The organism is Pseudonocardia yuanmonensis, assembly GCF_039542425.1.
GTDB classification, from domain to species: domain Bacteria; phylum Actinomycetota; class Actinomycetes; order Mycobacteriales; family Pseudonocardiaceae; genus Pseudonocardia; species Pseudonocardia yuanmonensis.
Genome location: NZ_BAABIC010000010.1, coordinates 50387 through 67653 on the forward strand (window position 1 = coordinate 50387; position 17267 = coordinate 67653).

The 17267-nt window shown below is 74.9% G+C and carries 13 protein-coding genes; 11 read left to right on the plus strand and 2 right to left on the minus strand.

Features of this window, described 5'->3' with window-relative positions; translation table 11 throughout:
* Positions 1-4: 4 nt before the first annotated feature.
* The gene (locus ABD990_RS16110; RefSeq protein WP_345381328.1) at positions 5-679 is read right to left on the minus strand and encodes a hypothetical protein; all 675 of its coding nucleotides are present in this window, start codon (positions 677-679) and stop codon (positions 5-7) included.
* A 156-nt stretch (positions 680-835) separates the two neighbouring features.
* Complete coding sequence (locus tag ABD990_RS16115) at positions 836-1456, minus strand: TetR/AcrR family transcriptional regulator (RefSeq protein ID WP_345381329.1); 621 nt, start codon at positions 1454-1456, stop codon at positions 836-838.
* 98 nt (positions 1457-1554) lie between these two features.
* On the opposite strand from ABD990_RS16115, the gene ABD990_RS16120 reads away from it, so the two are divergent.
* The 11 genes from ABD990_RS16120 (at position 1555) to ABD990_RS16170 (ending at position 17261) form a co-directional block, all read left to right on the plus strand.
* Positions 1555-2523, plus strand: coding sequence for an alpha/beta fold hydrolase (locus ABD990_RS16120; RefSeq protein WP_345381330.1), 969 nt, complete (start codon positions 1555-1557; stop codon positions 2521-2523).
* The gene (locus ABD990_RS16125) at positions 2523-3716 is read left to right on the plus strand and encodes an LLM class flavin-dependent oxidoreductase (protein WP_345381331.1); all 1194 of its coding nucleotides are present in this window, start codon (positions 2523-2525) and stop codon (positions 3714-3716) included. The genes ABD990_RS16120 and ABD990_RS16125 overlap by 1 nt, the downstream gene beginning before the upstream one ends.
* A complete protein-coding gene (locus tag ABD990_RS16130; protein ID WP_345381332.1) occupies positions 3716-4747 on the plus strand; it encodes a zinc-binding dehydrogenase in 1032 nt (343 codons plus the stop codon). The genes ABD990_RS16125 and ABD990_RS16130 overlap by 1 nt, the downstream gene beginning before the upstream one ends.
* Position 4748: 1 nt before the next feature.
* Positions 4749-5912: an acyl-CoA dehydrogenase family protein gene (locus ABD990_RS16135; protein ID WP_345381333.1), complete on the plus strand. Its 1164-nt coding sequence runs from the start codon at positions 4749-4751 to the stop codon at positions 5910-5912.
* Positions 5913-6042: 130 nt separating this feature from the next.
* A complete protein-coding gene (locus tag ABD990_RS16140; protein WP_345381334.1) occupies positions 6043-6489 on the plus strand; it encodes a hypothetical protein in 447 nt (148 codons plus the stop codon).
* A 111-nt stretch (positions 6490-6600) separates the two neighbouring features.
* Entirely contained in the window at positions 6601-7449 is an 849-nt protein-coding gene (locus ABD990_RS16145; RefSeq protein ID WP_345381335.1) for an NTP transferase domain-containing protein, read from the plus strand.
* 36 nt (positions 7450-7485) lie between these two features.
* The gene (locus ABD990_RS16150; RefSeq protein ID WP_345381336.1) at positions 7486-9288 is read left to right on the plus strand and encodes an aldehyde ferredoxin oxidoreductase family protein; all 1803 of its coding nucleotides are present in this window, start codon (positions 7486-7488) and stop codon (positions 9286-9288) included.
* A gap of 79 nt (positions 9289-9367) precedes the next feature.
* The gene (gene fdhF, locus ABD990_RS16155; protein WP_345381337.1) at positions 9368-12298 is read left to right on the plus strand and encodes a formate dehydrogenase subunit alpha; all 2931 of its coding nucleotides are present in this window, start codon (positions 9368-9370) and stop codon (positions 12296-12298) included.
* The gene (locus tag ABD990_RS16160; protein ID WP_345381338.1) at positions 12295-14055 is read left to right on the plus strand and encodes an NAD(P)H-dependent oxidoreductase subunit E; all 1761 of its coding nucleotides are present in this window, start codon (positions 12295-12297) and stop codon (positions 14053-14055) included. Before fdhF ends, ABD990_RS16160 begins: the two co-directional genes overlap by 4 nt.
* On the plus strand, positions 14052-15272 hold the full coding sequence (locus ABD990_RS16165) for a molybdopterin molybdotransferase MoeA (RefSeq protein WP_345381339.1): 1221 nt from the start codon (positions 14052-14054) through the stop codon (positions 15270-15272). The genes ABD990_RS16160 and ABD990_RS16165 overlap by 4 nt, the downstream gene beginning before the upstream one ends.
* Positions 15273-15317: 45 nt before the next feature.
* The gene (locus tag ABD990_RS16170) at positions 15318-17261 is read left to right on the plus strand and encodes a molybdopterin biosynthesis protein (RefSeq protein WP_345381340.1); all 1944 of its coding nucleotides are present in this window, start codon (positions 15318-15320) and stop codon (positions 17259-17261) included.
* The last annotated feature ends 6 nt before the right edge of the window (positions 17262-17267 follow it).

The window sequence follows — 17267 nt, forward strand, 5'->3', positions numbered from 1 at the left end:
GGTCTCAGCCCCGGCGCACGAGCGCGGCGATCCCGGCGACCGGCGCGAAGAGCGGGAAGACCAGCGAGCTGCTGTAGGGCAGGCCGATCGCCAGGGTGGCGACGAGCGAGGCGCCGGCCAGGACCAGGGCCACGATCCCCACGGCCTTCGGCAGCAGGGCGCCGCGCAGCGACAGCACGCCGGCCGCGGTCATGACGCCCAGTGCCGGCAGGTAGGTGCCGGTGGACATCTGGTCGGCCAGGACGGCGGCGGTCGCGCTGGCCTCGGTCGTGTACATGGACTGGTCCATGGCGCCGGGTGCGCCTCCGGCGGCGACGTAGCGCATGAGCACCCCGACCGCCGTCGTCGCGAGCAGGGCGATGGACGACCAGCGCAGCGCCTCCACCCAGCCGGTCCGGCCGGGTGCCGTCTCCGCGGCGCGGCGGGCGAGGCCGAGGGTGAACACCGTCGTCGCCACCACCGCGACCATGCCCAGTCCGCCGCCGAGCCGGATGAGCAGCTCCGGGTTCATGGCCCCGACGATGAACTCCCCGGACTTGACCTCCTGGTCGCCGAAGGTCCCGGGACCCTGGGCGAGGATCGCCCCGGAGGCGCCCGCGGCGAGTCCGGCGACGATCCCGGCCCAGCCCCACCCCGTGGCGCGGGCGGTGGTCGTGGGGGTGGCGGCGGTGCTGGTCATGGCGGGTTCTCCCTGGTCGAGCGGGTGTGTCGGTGTCGTGATCACCCTGGCGGGACCGGGGCCGCCGCCCCAGGACGCCACCTCGTCGATCTTGTGCGGCCAGCTCCGCGCCGCCCGGTGGTGGTAGGCCCACTCCGGGCCGCCGATCAGCGCCGGTCAGCGCCGTGTCGGTGCCGCGGCCGCCGCGGCGTCGGCGAGGCGACCGCCCGCCCGGCCCAGCGCCAGGAAGAGCTCGGTGGCGGCGTGCACGAGCTGGTCGCGGTCGACGGGGATGTCGCCGTCGAGCCACCGGGTCAGCAGCTCGCTGAACCCCCCGACCAGGAACGCCGCGACGATCCGGTGCGCGGCACCCGGCTCCCTGCCGGCCGCCTCGGCGGCCACCAGCCCGGCGATGAGCGACGACGACTCCGCCCGCCGGCGCTGCAGCCGCTCGTGGCCGCGGCCCTCGACGTAGAGCACGCGGGCGCGGCGGCGGTCGGAGTCGACGAACTCGGCGGTGGAGGCGACGGTGGCCCGGATCCGGGCGACGGGGTCGGGGCCGGCCGCCGCCACCGCGGCGTCGACCGCCTCGCGCAGGTCGGCGACCACCCGGTCGAACACGGCCACGACCAGGGAGTCGAGGTCGGGGAAGCTCTCGTAGAAGTAGCGCGCGTTGAGCTGGGCCTCCGCACAGAGCCCACGGACCGTGGTGCCGGCCAGGCCCTGGGTGCCGAGGAGCTGGAGGCCCGCGTCGAGCAGCAGGGCGCGACGCCCGGCGGCGCGGTCCGCCGCGGGCACGCCCGCCCAGCGGGTCGGCCTCGTCGTCCGATCAGTCCTTGGCAACGCGCGTGACCATACCCTACGGTTTCTGGTAACGCTCGTTACCAGGAGGCATCGTGGCCACTGAACGCACCGTCGAGGTCGACGGCGCCCGACTGCACGTCGTGGAGGACGGCCCGCCGGACGGACCGGTCGTCGTCCTGTCCCACGGGTTCCCGGAGCTCGCCTACTCCTGGCGGCACCAGATCCCGGCGCTGGCCGCGGCCGGGTACCGGGTGCTCGCCCCCGACCAGCGCGGCTACGGGCGCAGCTCGGCCCCGGAGGCCGTCGAGGACTACGACATCGCGCACCTGACCGGGGACCTCGTCGCGTTGCTCGACGCGGCCGGCGCCGACAAGGCGGTGCTCGTCGGACACGACTGGGGCTCGATGGTCGTGTGGCAGACCGCGCTGCTGCACCCGGAGCGGGTCGCCGGGGTGTGCGGGATGAGCGTGCCCTTCGCCCCCCGGCCGCCGGCGCCGCCGACCACGGTGTGGCGCGAGGCGTTCGCCGGGCGGTTCTTCTACATCCTCTACTTCCAGCAGCCCGGGATCGCGGACGCCGAGCTGGCCGCCGACCCGGCGCGCACCATGCGCCGGCTGCTCTGCGGCACCCGGACCGACCAGGGCGCCACGAGCTCGGACGACGACGGCCGCGGCTTCGTCGACCGCTTCCCCGAGCCGGACCGGCTGCCGGACTGGCTGAGCCAGGAGGAGCTGGACTTCTACACGGCCGAGTTCACCCGCACCGGCTTCACCGGCGGCCTGAACTGGTACCGCAACTTCGACCGCAACTGGGAGCTCACCCCGCAGCTGGCCGGGGCGAAGGTCGAGGTGCCCAGCTTCTTCATCGGCGGCGCACTCGACCCGGTGCTGACCATGGCGCCGCCGGAGCGGCAGGACCCCTGGCTGGCCGACCACCGCGGCAGCGTGCCGGTGCCCGACGCCGGCCACTGGGTGCAACAGGAGAAGCCGGCGGAGGTCGACGCCGCGCTGCTGGGCTTCCTGGGCGGCGTCGACCGGGACGGGAACGGGAGGTGGGCCTGATGCGGCCGCTGAACTTCGGGGTGTTCTACGCCCCGTTCCACCCCTACGGCCAGGACCCCACCCTGGCCCTGGAGTACGACCTGGAGCGCATCGAGGCGCTCGACCGGTTCGGCTACGACGAGGCCTGGGTGGGCGAGCACCACTCCGGGGGCTACGAGCTCGTCGGCAGCCCGGAGATCTTCATCGCCGCCGCCGCGCAGCGCACCCGGAACATCCGGCTGGGCACCGGCGTCGTGTCGATGCCCTACCACCACCCGTGGCTGCTGGCGGACCGGATCTGCCTGCTCGACCACCTCACCCGCGGCCGGCTGATCTTCGGCACCGGGCCCGGAGCGCTGCCGACGGACGCCTACGTGCTGGGCATCGACCCCGTCGACCAGCGCCGCCGGCACGAGGAGGCCCTCGAGGCCGTGCTGGCGCTGTTCCGCAGCGAGGAGCCCGTCACCCGCGAGACCGACTGGTTCACCATGCGGGAGGCGCGGCTCCAGGTCCGGCCCTACCAGTGGCCGCACCCCGAGGTCGCGGTCGCCGCGATGGTCTCCCCGTCCGGGCCGCGGCTCGCCGGGAAGTTCGGCGCGTCCCTGCTGTCGCTGTCGATGTCGGCCGCGGCCGAGGGCTTCGCGGCGATCGGCAACGCCTGGGGCGTGGTCGAGGAGCAGGCCGCGAAGGCCGGACGGCCCGCGCCGGACCGCTCCACCTGGCGGGTGCTCGGCCAGGTGCACATCGCCGAGACCCGCGAGCAGGCCGTGCAGGACTGCACCTACGGGCTGCGCGACTTCGCGAACTACTTCGGCGGCGGCGCGGGCTTCGTGCCCCTCGCCGAGGGCGGCTCCGGCGAGGTCTCCGAGACCGAGTTCGTCGAGCAGTACGCGGCCAGCGGGCGGGCGCTCATCGGCACTCCCGACGACGCCATCGCCTACGTCGAGAAGCTGCTGGACCAGTCCGGCGGGTTCGGCACCTTCCTCATGCTCGGCCACGACTGGGCCTCGCCCGCGGCGACCATCGAGTCCTACCGGCTCTTCGCCCGGCACGTCATCCCGCACTTCAAGGGTCGGCTCGCCGCGCCGAAGACCTCGCACGACTGGGCGGTGGCCAAGCGCGAGGAGATCTTCGGGCGGGCCGGCGAGGCGGTCGTCAACGCGATCAAGAGCCACGCCGCCGAGGCGGGCGGGCGCGAGCGGGAGGGCGCCTGATGCGGGCCGGGGTGCTCAGCGGCGGGAAGGTCCTGGTCCGCGACGACGTCGAGGAGCCCGAGCCGGGTCCCGGGCAGGTGCTCGTGCAGGTCGAGGCCTGCGGGATCTGCGGCTCCGACCTGCACTTCGCCGCACACGGCGCGGAGATGCTCGCGCTGGGCCGGCGGATGGAGGGCGTGCAGCGCGGCGGCGGCGAGGTCGACCTGACCCGCGACGTCTACATGGGCCACGAGTTCGCCGCCCGGGTGCTGGAGCCGGGTCCGGGGACCGAGGCGCCGCCGACCGGCACGCTGGTGACCGCGTTCCCGGTGCTGCCGCGCGCCGACGGCTCCGGCCTCGACGCCATCGTCTACTCCAACACGATCAGGGCCGGCTACGGCGAGCGCATGGTGCTGGCCGCGCCGCTGCTGCTCGAGGTGCCCAACGGGCTGCCCGCCCACCACGCCGCGCTCACCGAGCCGATGGCGGTGGGGCTGCACGCGGTCAACCGCTCCGGCATCTCGACCGCCGAGCGTGCGGTCGTCGTGGGGTGCGGACCCGTCGGCCTGGCGGTGATCGCCGCGCTGGCGGTGCGCGGGGTGCGGACGATCGTGGCCGCGGACTACTCGCCGGCCCGGCGCGCGCTCGCCGCCCGCCTCGGCGCCGCCGAGGTGGTCGACCCGCGTGAAGAGACCGTGTGGAGCCGGGCCGGCGCGTCGACCCCGCTCGTGGTGTTCGAGGCGGTCGGGGTGCCGGGGGTGCTCGACGACATCATGCGCTGCGCCACCGCCCAGTCGCGGGTGGTCGTGGTGGGGGTCTGCATGGGCGCCGACACCGTCCACCCCTACTTCGGCATCAGCAAGGAACTGTCCGTGCAGTTCGTGCTCGGCTACACGCCGGACGAGTTCGCGGCGTCGCTGCGCTCGATCGCCGAGGGCGAGATCGACGTCGCCCCGCTGGTCACCGCCCGGGTCGGGCTGGACCGGCTGCCCTGGGCGTTCGAGGCCCTGTCCGATCCCGAGGAACACTGCAAGATCGTCGTGGAGCCGTGAGATGACCGACTGGACCGCCGTGGCCGGGCAGCTGGCCGAGGAGTTCGCGCCGCGCGCCGCCGAGATCGACCGGGAGGGCCGCTTCCCGACCGAGAACGTCGAACGGATGAAGGAGGTCGGCTACCTGTCCTCCGTCGTGCCGGTCGAGCTGGGCGGCGGCGGGGCGGACCTCGCCACCTTCGCCGCCTGCCAGAAGGTCATCGCCGGGGCCTGCGCCTCCACCGCGCTCGCGACGAACATGCACCTGTTCGGGATCGGTGCGGCGGCCGAGGGCTGGTACGGGGGCGACCGCTCCGGGGAGCCGATCTTCGCGATGGTCGCCGACGGCACCGTCGTCGGCGGGAGCCTGACGGACGCCGCCACCGGGCTGAACGTGCGCACGTCCTCGACCCCGGCGCGGCCGGTCGAGGGCGGGTACGTGATCACCGGGCGCAAGTCCTTCTGCTCGCTGGCCCCGGTGCTGGACTTCTTCTGGGGCACCGCCGCGGACACCGAGACCGGGCGGCTGCTGCTGTTCGGGCTGCCGCGCGCCACGCCGGGGCTGTCGTTCGTGGACACCTGGGACACGATGGCGATGCGCGGCACCGGGTCCTGGGACGTCGTGTTCGAGGACGTGTTCGTGCCGACGGCGGCGGTGCAGCGCGGCACCGACCCGGCCGGCCCGCCGGTGTGGGACGCGGCCCAGGAGCGCACCTTCGCCTGGTTCGCGGTGTCGGTGGCGTCGGTGTACCTGGGCATCGCCCGTGCGGCGGCCCGGTTCGCCTACGACCGCGTGACCAGCCGGACCGTCACCGGGGCCTCGCTGCCGATGGCCCGCCAGCCCGCCCAGGTGGCCAGCGCGGCGGAGATCGAGCTGGCGCTGCGGCCGGCCGAGGCGATGGTGGCCGACGTGCTCACCCGCCGGGCGGCCGGCGAGCTCCTCCAGCCCGCCGACATCCAGGCGCTCAAGCACGTCTCCGTCAGCGCGGCCGCCGCCGCGGTCGACCGGTGCGTGCGGATGGTGGGCGGGCACGGGATCTTCCGGTCGCTGCCGATGGAGCGGTACTACCGGGACGTGCGGGCCGGGCAGTTCCACCCGCCGTCGGCCGACGTCGCGGTGGAGACCATCGGCAAGGCCGCGCTGGGCACCGACCCGGCCGCCCAGCCCCGCTGGCCCGCGGACTGAGCGGGCGACCGGCGCTCCCGAGGCGGGTACGTACCTCTGCGTATGGGAACGGTCGCCCCGCGCCGTCACCCTGTCCGATGCCCCGGCCGACCGACCGGGGCATCGGGCACACCACGAGGAGGTGCACGGCATGTTGGGTGATCGGTTGGGCGAGTGCGCGGGAAAGATCACCGGCGTCCGCGTCCTCCCCTCCGAGGGGGAGCAGGTCTGGATCGAGGTGTCCTTCCAGGGGCGCGGAACCCTGCTGGGGCAGGAGATCACGGACACGGGCACCTACCGGCAGACGATCCGGCCCGGCGGGGTCCTCTACGGAGAGGGCCACGTCCTGATGATGTCGCCGGGCGGTGACGTCGTCGACTGGGTCGGTGGTGGCGTCGGTCGGCCGACCGGGCCCGGGTACAAGGCGAGCTTCGGTGTCTTCGGCACCGCGCAGACGAGGTCGGAGAAGCTCGGACGCGTCGCCCAGGTCGCGGACGTGATCGAGTACGAGGTCGAGGAGGACGGGAGCTACCGCTGGACCATGTGGGAGTGGACCGGCGGCGGACTGACCGAGGAGCAGGCCACGGCCGCCCGGTGACGGGGCCGCGGCGGCGGCACTCGTCCGTATGAGTGAACGGCGCTCTCGCTCAGTAGGTGTGAGCGAAAGTGCCGTTCGCCGGCGTTCTCTCCCGGGGCTAGCCTCGTCCGCGTGGAGACCGCGGCGGGGGTGGTGCTCGCGGGGGGCCGCTCGCGGCGGATGGGGCGGCCGAAGGCCGCGCTGGAGTGGCACGGCTCCACGCTGCTCTACCGCACCGCCGCCCTGCTCGGGCGCACGGTGGAGGGCCCGGTCGTCGTGGTCAGGGCCCCCGCCCAGGACCTGCCGCGGCTCCCGGCCGGCGTCGACGTCGTCGAGGACCCGCGCGAGGGGCTCGGGCCGATGCAGGGGGTCGCCGCCGGGCTCGGGGCGGTGGCGGACTGCGCGGCGGTCGCCTTCGTGTGCTCGACCGACATGCCGTTCCTGCACCCCGCCTTCGTCCGACGGGTGCTGCGCCGGCTGGCCGATCCCGGGACCGACCTCGTGCTCCCGGTCGCCCGCGGCTTCCGCCAACCCCTCGCCGCCGGGTACCGCACCGCGCTCGCCGGCCTGATCACCGGCCTGATCGCCGAGGGCGATCTCCGGCCCGGGATGCTGCTGAAGCACTGCGCGACCGACCTGCCCCAGGACGAGGCGTTGCTCGCCGACCCCGAGCTGGCCGCGCACGACCCGGAGCTGGACTCGGTGGTCAACGTGAACACCCCGGAGGACTACGCGGCGGCCCGCGCGAGACCGGGCCCGCAGATCGCGGTGCAGTGTTTCGGCGCGCTGGCCGGCGAGGGCCGGCGCGGCCGGCGGTACCTCGCCGCGGCCACCGTCGGGGAGGCGGCGGACGGGGTGGGGCTGTCCGTCGGCCGGCACGTCGTCGCGGCCCTCAACGGCGACCGGATCAGCCGGGACCCGCAGCTCCCGCTGGTGAGCGGGGACGAGGTCGCCTTTCTCTCGGCGGACGCCGGCGGCTGACTGCACACCCGGTGGGACCGCGCCTACAGTCGTGGTGTGACGCCGGGCGGGTACTTCGGGCGGGCACTGCTCGTCGAGGTCGAGGGGCAGGTCGCACACGGCAGCGCGATCGACCTCGACCAGCGCGTCCTGCGCTCCTACCTCGGCGGCGTCGGCCTCGGCACCTGGCTGCTGCACCGGCTCGCGCCGGCCGGGGTCGACCCGCTGGCCCCGGCCGCACCCCTGGCCTTCGTGTTCTCGCCCCTGGTCGGCACCCCGCTGACCACCAGCGCGAAGTTCGCCGTGGTGGCCAAGTCGCCGTTGACCGGCCTGCTCACGGACGCGCTCGCCTCCAGCCGGTTCGCCATCGCCGGCAAGCTCACCGGCCACGACGCGATCGTGCTCCGCGGGCGGGCCGACGTGCTGTCGGTGGTGCTGGTCGACGGCGCCGCGGCCCGCCTCGAACCCGCGCCGGACCTGGCCGGGCTGCCCGCCGCCGAGGCCGAGGCGCGGCTGCGCGCCCGGTTCGGCCGAGGCTGGAACACCGCGGCGATCGGACCGGCCGGGGAACGCGGGGTGCGGTACGCCACCCTCAGCCACGACGGCCGGCACGCCGGGCGGGGCGGGCTCGGCGCGGTCCTCGGGGCGAAGAACGTCAAGGCCGTGCTGGTGCGCGCCGCGACCCGGGTCGCCGTCGCCGACCAGACCTCCGTGCTGGCGGCCGCCCGCGACCTGCGGGACCGCAGCTTCGGCCCGGCGACGGCCAAGTACCGGGAGCTGGGCACGCTGGCGAACCTGCTGGCGTTCAACGCCGTCAGCACCCTGCCGACCCGCAACTTCACCGCGGCCACCTTCGAGGGCGCACCGAAGCTCGCCGCGGAGGAGCTGCACGAGCTCCGCGGGGTGGCCCGCAACAGCTGCGCCTCCTGCTCCATCGGCTGCGAGCACATCTACTCGCGCAAGGGCGGCGGGCGCCAGCGCATGGAGTACGAGAACGTGTTCGCGCTCGGGCCGCTGTGCGGGGTCTCCGATCCCGACGACGTGTTCGCGGCCAGCGCCCGCTGCGACGAGCTGGGGATCGACACCATCTCCGCCGGCGGCACGATCGCCTGGGCCATGGAGTGCGTGGAGCGCGGCCTGCTCGACGCGCCCTGGCTGCGGTTCGGCGACGGGCCGGCGCTGCTGCGGGCGCTCGACCTGATCGGGACCGTGGAGCCGGGCCTGGGGGAGCTGCTGGCCCAGGGGTCGCGGCGGGCGGCGGAGGTCGTCGGCCGGGGCTCGATCGACTTCGCCCCGCAGGTCAAGGGGCTCGAGCTGCCCGGCTACGAGCCCCGGACCCTGCAGTCCATGGCCCTGGGCCTCGCGGTGAACGCCCGGGGCGCCGACCACAACCGCTCCGGTGCCTACGAGGCGGACCTGTCCGGGGAGCTGGACCGGCTCGCCGGCGGCGCCGCCCACGTCGCGGCCGCGATCGGCACCGAGGACCGGGCGGCGGTGATGGACTCGATGATCCTCTGCAAGTTCCTGCGCGGGGTCTTCACCGAGCCCTTCGACGAGTGGGCCGCGCTGCTGGCCGCGGTCACCGGCTGGGACGTCACCGGCGAGGAGCTGCGGGACACGGCGCGGCGGATCGTCCGGGCCAAGCGGGCGTTCAACGTCCGCGAGGGGGCGACCGCGGCGGACGACCGGCTGCCGGCCCGCCTGCTGGACACCCCGCTGGCGCTGGGCTCGGGGCGCACCGCGACGCTGACCGCGGACCGGCTGCAGGCGATGATCGCGGGCTACTACGCCGGGCGGGGCCTCGACGAGGCCGGCCGTGTCCGGCCCGAGGACCTGCCGGACCTGGTGCTCGACGGCTGAGTCCCGTCTTCTCCCCGCCGCGGCCGCCGCGCTCGGTTAGGGTGGTGCGGGTCACGACTCTCAACGGCGAGGGCAAGAAATGACCGCTGTGCAGGAACCGGTCGCGACCACGCGGACCGTCACGGCCGAGATCGACGGCCGCACCGTGACGGTGCCGGAGGGGACGACCATCTACGACGCGGCCCGGCAGGCCGGCGTCGACATCCCGGTGCTGTGCCACGACGAGCGCTACGACCCGGTCGGCGTGTGCCGGATGTGCGTCGTCGACACCGGCGGACGCGCCTTCGCCGCGGCCTGCGTCCGCCCGTGCGAGGACGGGATGGAGGTCAAGACCTCCACCCCGGAGCTCGAACGCAACCGGGCCACGCTCACCGAGCTGCTCCTCTCCGACCAGCCCCCGCGCGCGGAGGACCCGAAGCAGACGACGACCGGGGACAACCTGCTGCTCGCCCTCGCCGACCGGTACGGGGTGGCGCGGGAGACCACCGAGCTGCCGTGCGGGTCGGGCCGCGGCACGGACGCGTCGAACCCGGTGATCGCGGTCGACCACGACGCCTGCATCCTCTGCGACCGCTGCGTGCGGGCCTGCGACGACATCCAGGGCAACGACGTCATCGGGCGCTCCGGCAAGGGCTATGCCACCCGGATCGCGTTCGACCTGAACGACCCGATGGGCGCGAGCTCCTGCGTGACCTGCGGCGAGTGCGTGCAGGCCTGCCCCACCGGGGCGATCACGAACAAGGCGATCAACGACGTCCCGATCCGCCCGCGCGAGGAGCTCGACTCCGTCCACACCGTCTGCCCGTACTGCGGCGTCGGCTGCGCGCTGACCTACCACGTGGACCGCGAGCGCGGCGCGATCGTGTTCGCGGAGGGACGCGACCAGCCCGGCTCGCAGAGCCGGTTGTGCGTCAAGGGCCGCTACGGCTGGGACTACGCGGCCTCCCCGCAGCGGCTCACGGTGCCGTTGATCCGCAAGGACTCGTCGTACCCGAAGGGCCCGCTCTCGGCCGACGTCCGCGGGGACGCCGGGAACGACCGGGGCCGCGGAGGTGGCGGCGGGAACCGCAGCGGCGGCGGCCGGGGTGAGCCGCTGAGCAGGAACGGCCGGGACCGGACGCGCAAGCCCGGCGGCCTCGTCGACTACGACGAGGTGCTGCCGCACTTCCGCGAGGCGACCTGGGAGGAGGCCCTGGACCTCGTCGCCACCCGGCTGAAGGAGATCCACGCCCGGGGCGGCCCCGGCGCCATCGCCGGGTTCGGCTCCGCGAAGTGCTCCAACGAGGAGGCCTACCTCTTCCAGAAGCTCATCCGGGCCGGGTTCGGCACCAACAACGTCGACCACTGCACCCGGCTGTGCCACGCCTCCTCGGTGGCGGCGCTGTTCGAGGGCGTCGGCTCGGGCGCGGTGTCGACCACCTACGGCGACGTGGCCAACGCGGACGTCGTGATCATCACGGGCTCCAACCCGACGGCCAACCACCCGGTGGCCAGCTCGTTCTTCAAGCAGGCCCGGCGGCGCGGCACCAAGATCGTGTACGTCGACCCGCGGGCCAGCACGGTGGCCGAGCACGCGGACTACCACTGCCAGGTCAAGCCGGGCACGGACGTCGCCTTCTACAACGCGCTGATGCACGAGGTGATCCGGCTGGGGCTGATCGACCGGGAGTTCATCGCCGCCCGGACGTCGAACTACGAGGAGCTGGCCCGGACGGTCGCGGACTACCCGCCCGAGCGGGCCGCGCAGATCACCGGGGTGGACGTCGACCTGATCCGCGAGGTCGCCCGGGTGTGGGGCGAGGCGCGGGCCGCGGTCGTCTACTGGGGGATGGGCATCTCCCAGCACACCACCGGCACGGACAACGCCCGCTGCCTCATCGCGCTGTGCTCGATCACCGGCAACGTCGGGCGGCCGGGCACCGGCCTGCACCCGCTGCGGGGGCAGAACAACGTGCAGGGCGCCTCCGACGCCGGCCTGATCCCGATGTTCTATCCCGACTACCAGGGCGTGGACTCCGGCACCACGCGCCGCCGCTTCGAGGAGGCGTGGGGCACCGAGCTCGACCCGAACCGCGGCCTGACCGTCACCGAGATCATCGGCTCGGTGCTGAAGCCCGACGGGGTGCGGGGCATGTACATGCTCGGCGAGAACCCGTTCCTGTCCGACCCGAACATCAACAAGGTGCGCAAGGCGCTGGCCGCGCTGGACTTCCTGGTCGTGCAGGACATCTTCCTCACCGAGACGGCCGAGTTCGCGGACGTCGTGCTGCCCGCGTCCTCGTACCTGGAGAAGGAGGGCACCTACACCAACACCGACCGGCGGGTGCAGCTCGGCCGGAAGGTCCTCGACCCGCCGGGGCAGGCCCGGGTGGACTGGGAGGTCATCCAGGACCTCGCGAACCGGATCGGCCTGGACTGGTCCTACTCCTCGCCGAGCGAGGTGTTCGACGAGATGGTCGCGCTGATGCCCTCCTACGCGAACCTGCGCTACGACAACCTCGGGCTCTCCGGAAAGCTCTACCCGAACGCCGACCCGGAGCACACGGACGGCACGATCGTCATGTTCGACGAGCGCTTCAACACCGACGACGGACTGGCCCACCTGGTCCCGGCCGAGTGGCTGCCGGCGAAGGAGCTGCCCGACGCGGAGTACCCGCTGGTGCTCAACACCGGCCGGCTGCTCGAGCACTGGCACACCGGGTCGATGACGCGCCGCTCGTTCGCGCTGGACACCATCTCGCCCGTCGCCGAGGTGTACCTGCACCCCAAGGACGCGGCCGACCGCGGCCTGGCGCACGGGGAGCTGTGCCGGGTGCGGTCGCGGCGCGGCGTGATCGAGCTGCAGGTGCGCATCTCGCACCGCGAGCAGCTGGGCAACTGCTTCATCCCGTTCCACTTCCGGGAGGCCGCGGCGAACCTGCTGACGATCGACGAGATCGACCCCTTCGGCAAGATCCCGGAGTTCAAGTTCTGCGCGGTCGAGGTCGAGCCGCTGGGAGTGCGGGCATGACGGTCGAGTCGGAGCGGGCGTCGGCGGCCCGCGCCCGGTGGGTGCCCGGGGTGGAGGCCCGGGCGGGCAAGTTCCCCGGGCCCTCGCTCATCCCCGCGCTCAACGCCATCCAGGCCCGGCTCGGGTGGCTGCCGCGGGCGGAGCTGGAGGAGCTGGCGCGGGAGGTGCGACGCCCCCGGTACGAGATCGAGGGGCTCATCTCCTTCTACCCGCACTTCCGCACCACGCCGCCCGCCGCGGTGGCGCTGCACGTGTGCCACGACCTGTCCTGCTGGCTGAGCGGCGGCGAGGAGCGCCTCGCCGAGCTGCGGGCCCGGTTCGGCGACGCGGCGGACGTCGAGCTGGTCGAGGTGTCCTGCCTGGGCCGCTGCGACGTCGCCCCGGCCGCCGCCGTGAACGAGCGCCCCGGCCCGGTGGCCGAGGTCGACGGGTTGGTCGAGGCCGCCCGGTCGACCGGGGTCGGGCAGGCCGCGCCGACGCCGTCGGGCCGCCGCGGGCCGTGGCCCAACGACCCGTACCCGGCCGGCTCGGGCGTGGCCGAGCGCTACCGGTCGCTGCGGGCGCTGCTGGCCGGCGAGCTCGACCCGGACGAGGTCGTGGCCACGCTCTCGGCCTCCGGGCTGCGCGGCATGGGCGGGGCCGGGTTCCCCACGGGCAAGAAGTGGGAGCTGGTGCGCGGTGCCGAGCCCGGCGGGGTGACCTACGCGATCTGCAACGCGGACGAGTCCGAGCCGGGCACGTTCAAGGACCGCCAGATCCTGGCCGACCAGCCCCACCTGGTGCTGGAGGGCCTGCTGCTGGGCATGGCCGTGGTCGGCGCCGAGCAGGGCTGGGTGTTCATCCGGCACGAGTACGGCCCCGAGGAGCACGTGCTGCGCGCCGAGATCGAGGCGGTGCGCGAGGCCGGGGTGATCGGCCCGGACGCCTGCGGCAGCGGCCGGCGGCTGCAGCTCGACGTCTTCGTCTCGCCCGGGGGCTACATCCTCGGCGAGGAGACGGCCCTGCTGGAGTGCATGGAGGGGCATCGCGGGGAGCCGCGGAACAAGCCGCCCTTCCCGGGCAACTACGGGCTGCACGGCCGGCCCACGCTGATGAACTCCGTCGAGACCTTCGCGGACGTCCCGGTGATCCTGCAGCGTGGCGCGGACTGGTGGGCCGACCAGGGCCGGGGCGAGTCCGTCGGCTGGAAGTTCTTCGCGGTCTCCGGCCACGTCGCCCGCCCGGGCGTGTACTGCGTGCCGATGGGGACCACGGTGCGGGAGCTGATCGACGAGGCCGGCGGCGTCCGGGACGGTGCCCGGGTCGGGGCGGTCCAGCCCGGCGGGGCGTCGTCGAACTTCATCGGGCCGGACCAGCTCGACCTGGCCCTGGACTTCGGGCCGCTCGCCGAGGCCGGGACGATGCTCGGCTCCGGGGCGCTGGTGGTGCTCGCCGAGGGCACGGACCTGCTCGCCGCGTCGACCAACGTGTTGCGCTTCTTCCGGAACGAGTCCTGCGGCAAGTGCGTGCCGTGCCGGGTCGGGTCGACCAAGGCGCACGGGCTGCTGCGGGAGGTGCTCGACGCCGGCACGCCGCTCGACGAGGCCCGCCGCGGCGAACTGCTGCGCCTCGAGGAGGCCATGCGCAAGACCTCGATCTGCGGGCTGGGGCAGGTGGCCCTGGGCCCGGTCGTGTCGGTCCTGGGTCTGGACAAGGGCGGCGCGGCGGCGCGCGATCAACCCCGGCCGGAAGGGGAGACGGGACAGCCGGACCGGTGAGCGGCAAGGAGTTCTTCACGGCCCGGACGGTCGCGGAGGCCCTCGCGGAGTTCCGTCCCGCCCGGCGGACCAAGGCCGAGTCGGTGGGGCTGGCGGCCGCGCTGCACCGGGTCCCGGCCGAGGATGTCGTCGCCCCGGCCCCGCTGCCGGGGTTCGCGCGCTCCACGGTCGACGGGTTCGCGGTGCGGGCCGCGGACACCTACGGCGCCTCGGACGGCCTGCCGAGCTATCTCGACCTGCTCGGGGCGGTGCGGATGGGGGCCGCGCCGGAGGTGGCGGTGCGCCCCGGCGGCTGCGTCGTCGTGCCCACCGGCGGCGTCCTGCCCGAGGGGGCCGACGCCGTCGTCATGGTCGAGTTCACCGCGGAGACCCTGCCCGGGTGCGTCGAGGTGACCCGGCCCGTCGCGCCCGGCAGCGGGCTGGTGCGGGCCGACGAGGACGTCGTCGCCGGTGCCGCCCTCGCCCCTGCCGGGCGCCCGCTGCGCGCCCCCGACCTCGGCATGCTCGCGGCCGCCGGGGTCACGACCGTCGCCGCCCACGCCCGGCCGCGGGTGGCGATCGTCTCGACCGGGGACGAGGTGGTGCCGCCGGACACCGCCGAGCTCGCCGCCGGGCAGGTGCGCGACGCCACCGCGTCGGCGTTGGCCGGCCTGGTCGCCGACGCCGGGGGCGAGCCCGTGCAGGCCGGGATCGTGTCCGACGAGCCGGGGGCGCTGCGGGAGCGGCTCACGGACGCGCTCGTCGACGCCGACCTCGTGGTGATCTCCGCCGGCTCCTCGGTCGGTGCGCGGGACGAGACCGCCGGGGCGGTCGCGGCCCTGGGCACGGTCTGGTGCCACGGCCTGGCGATCAAGCCGGGCAAGCCGACGCTGCTCGCGGAGTGCGGCGGGGTGCCGGTCCTCGGGCTGCCGGGCAACCCGCTGTCCGCCCTGGTCGTCTTCCGGCTGATCGGGGTCCCGCTGGTGTGGCGGCTGGCCGGGTGCGAGGACCCGCCACCCGAGCCCAACCGGCGGGCGCGCCTGGCGCGGAACCTGGCCTCGGCCGCGGGCCGGTTGGACGTGGTGCAGGTGCGGCTCGTCGACGGCGTCGCCGAGCCGCTGTTCGGGCCGTCCGCGCTGCTGTCGGTCCTCACCCGCGCGGATGGGTACGTGGTCGTCCCCGAACCCGCGACCGGGCTGGACGCCGGCACCGAGGTCGAGGTCGTGCTCTACCGATGAGCACGCCGAACCGATGAGCACCTGAACCGATGAGCACCTGAACCGATGAGCACCGTCCCGATGACCGCTCGCAGCCCCTACGTCTCCGACGTCCCCGCCGACCTCGCCCTGGCGGCCTGGAACGAGGCGCGTGCCGCCGCCGGCTGCCCGCCCCGCGTCGAGGTGATCCGCGTCGGGGTGGCCGAGGCCGTCGGCCGGGTGACCGCGCAGCCGGTGTGGGCGCGGCGCTCGTCGCCCGCCTTCGACTCCGCGGCCATGGACGGCATCGCGGTCCGGGCGGACGACACGGTGGGCGCCGCCGAGACGACCCCGGTCGTGCTGGCCCCGGACCGGTTCGAGGTGGTGGACACCGGGGACCCGCTCCCCGCCGGCTACGACGCCGTCGTCATGCGGGAGAACGTGCACCGCACCGCCGACGGGGCCGCCGAGCTGCGCGCGGCAGTGGCGCCCTACCAGCACGTCCGCTCGATCGGCGAGGACATCAGCGCCGCCGAGCTGCTGCTCCCGGAGGGGCACCGGCTCCGCGCCGTGGACGTCGCCGCGTGTGCCGCGGCCGGGGTCACCGAGCTCGACGTCCGGCGGGCGCCGCTCGTGGTCGTGGTGCCCACCGGGGACGAGATCCGCCCGATCGGCACCGACCTCGCGCCCGGCGAGATCGCCGACACCAACTCGCTCATGCTCGCCGCACAGGCGCGGGAGATCGGGTGCGCGGCCCGCGTCAGCGACATCGTGCGGGACGACCCGGCCGAGATCGGGGCCGCGCTGCGCGCCGCCGCGGCGGAGGCCGACCTGGTCGTCCTGATCGCCGGGTCGAGCGCGGGCCGGGACGACTACACCGCGCAGGTCGTCGCGGAGGCGGGCACGCTGGCCGTGCACGGCGTCGCGGTGCGGCCGGGCCATCCGGTCGTGCTCGGGACGGTCGCCGGTCGCCCGGCGACGCCCGTGCTGGGCGCGCCCGGCTACCCCGTGTCCGCCGCGCTCACCTTCGACATCTTCGCCGCGCCGATGCTCGCCGGGCTGGAGGGCGCGGCCCCGGCCGAGCGCCCGTCGACGAGCGCGCGGCTCGCCCGCAAGCTCCCCAGCGCGATCGGCATGGACGACTGGGTGCGGGTCCGGCTGGGCCGGGTGCGGGGCGAGGTCGTCGCCACCCCGCTGCCGCGCGGCGCCGGGGTGCTCACCTCGCTGGTGCGCGCCGACGGCCTGCTGACGGTGCCCTCGGGGGTCGAGGGCCACCACGCCGGGGAACGGGTGCGCGTCGAGCTGCTGCGCGGGCCGGGCGAGATCGACCGGACCATGGTCGTGATCGGCTCCCACGACCTCGTGCTCGACCTCGCCGCGTCCCGGCTGCGCGCGGCCGACCCCCTGATCACGCTGGCCTCGTCGAACGTCGGGTCGCTCGGCGGGCTCGTCGCGCTGCGGGACGGGCTGTGCCACCTCGCCGGCTCGCACCTGCTGGATCCCGCGACGGGCGAGTACACGCTGCCCTACCTCGACCGGCTGCTCGGGCCGGACGCCGACGTGGCGGTGGTCCGGCTCGTCCACCGCGAGCAGGGCCTGATCGTGGCCCCGGGCAACCCGCTGGGCGTCCGGGGGATCGAGGACCTGACCCGCCCCGGCCTTCGGTACGTCAACCGGCAGCGGGGCGCGGGCACCCGGGTGCTGCTCGACCAGCAGCTGGCCGAGCTCGGCGTCGACCCCGCGGCGGTGTCGGGCTACTCGCGCGAGGAGCACACCCACCTCGCGGTCGCCGCCGCCGTCGCCGCCGGCCGCGTCGACGCCGGTCTGGGCATCCTCGCCGCCGCGCGGGCCTTCGGGCTGGACTTCGTCCCGGTGGCGCAGGAGCCCTACGACCTGGTCGTACGGACGGACGCGCTGTCCGATCCGCTGACCGCGCCGCTGTGGGAGCTGCTGGACCGCGCGGACTTCCGGGCCGCGGTCGAGGCCCTCGGCGGCTACAGCTGCGCCGAGACCGGCCGGCGGGTGCGCTGACCGCCC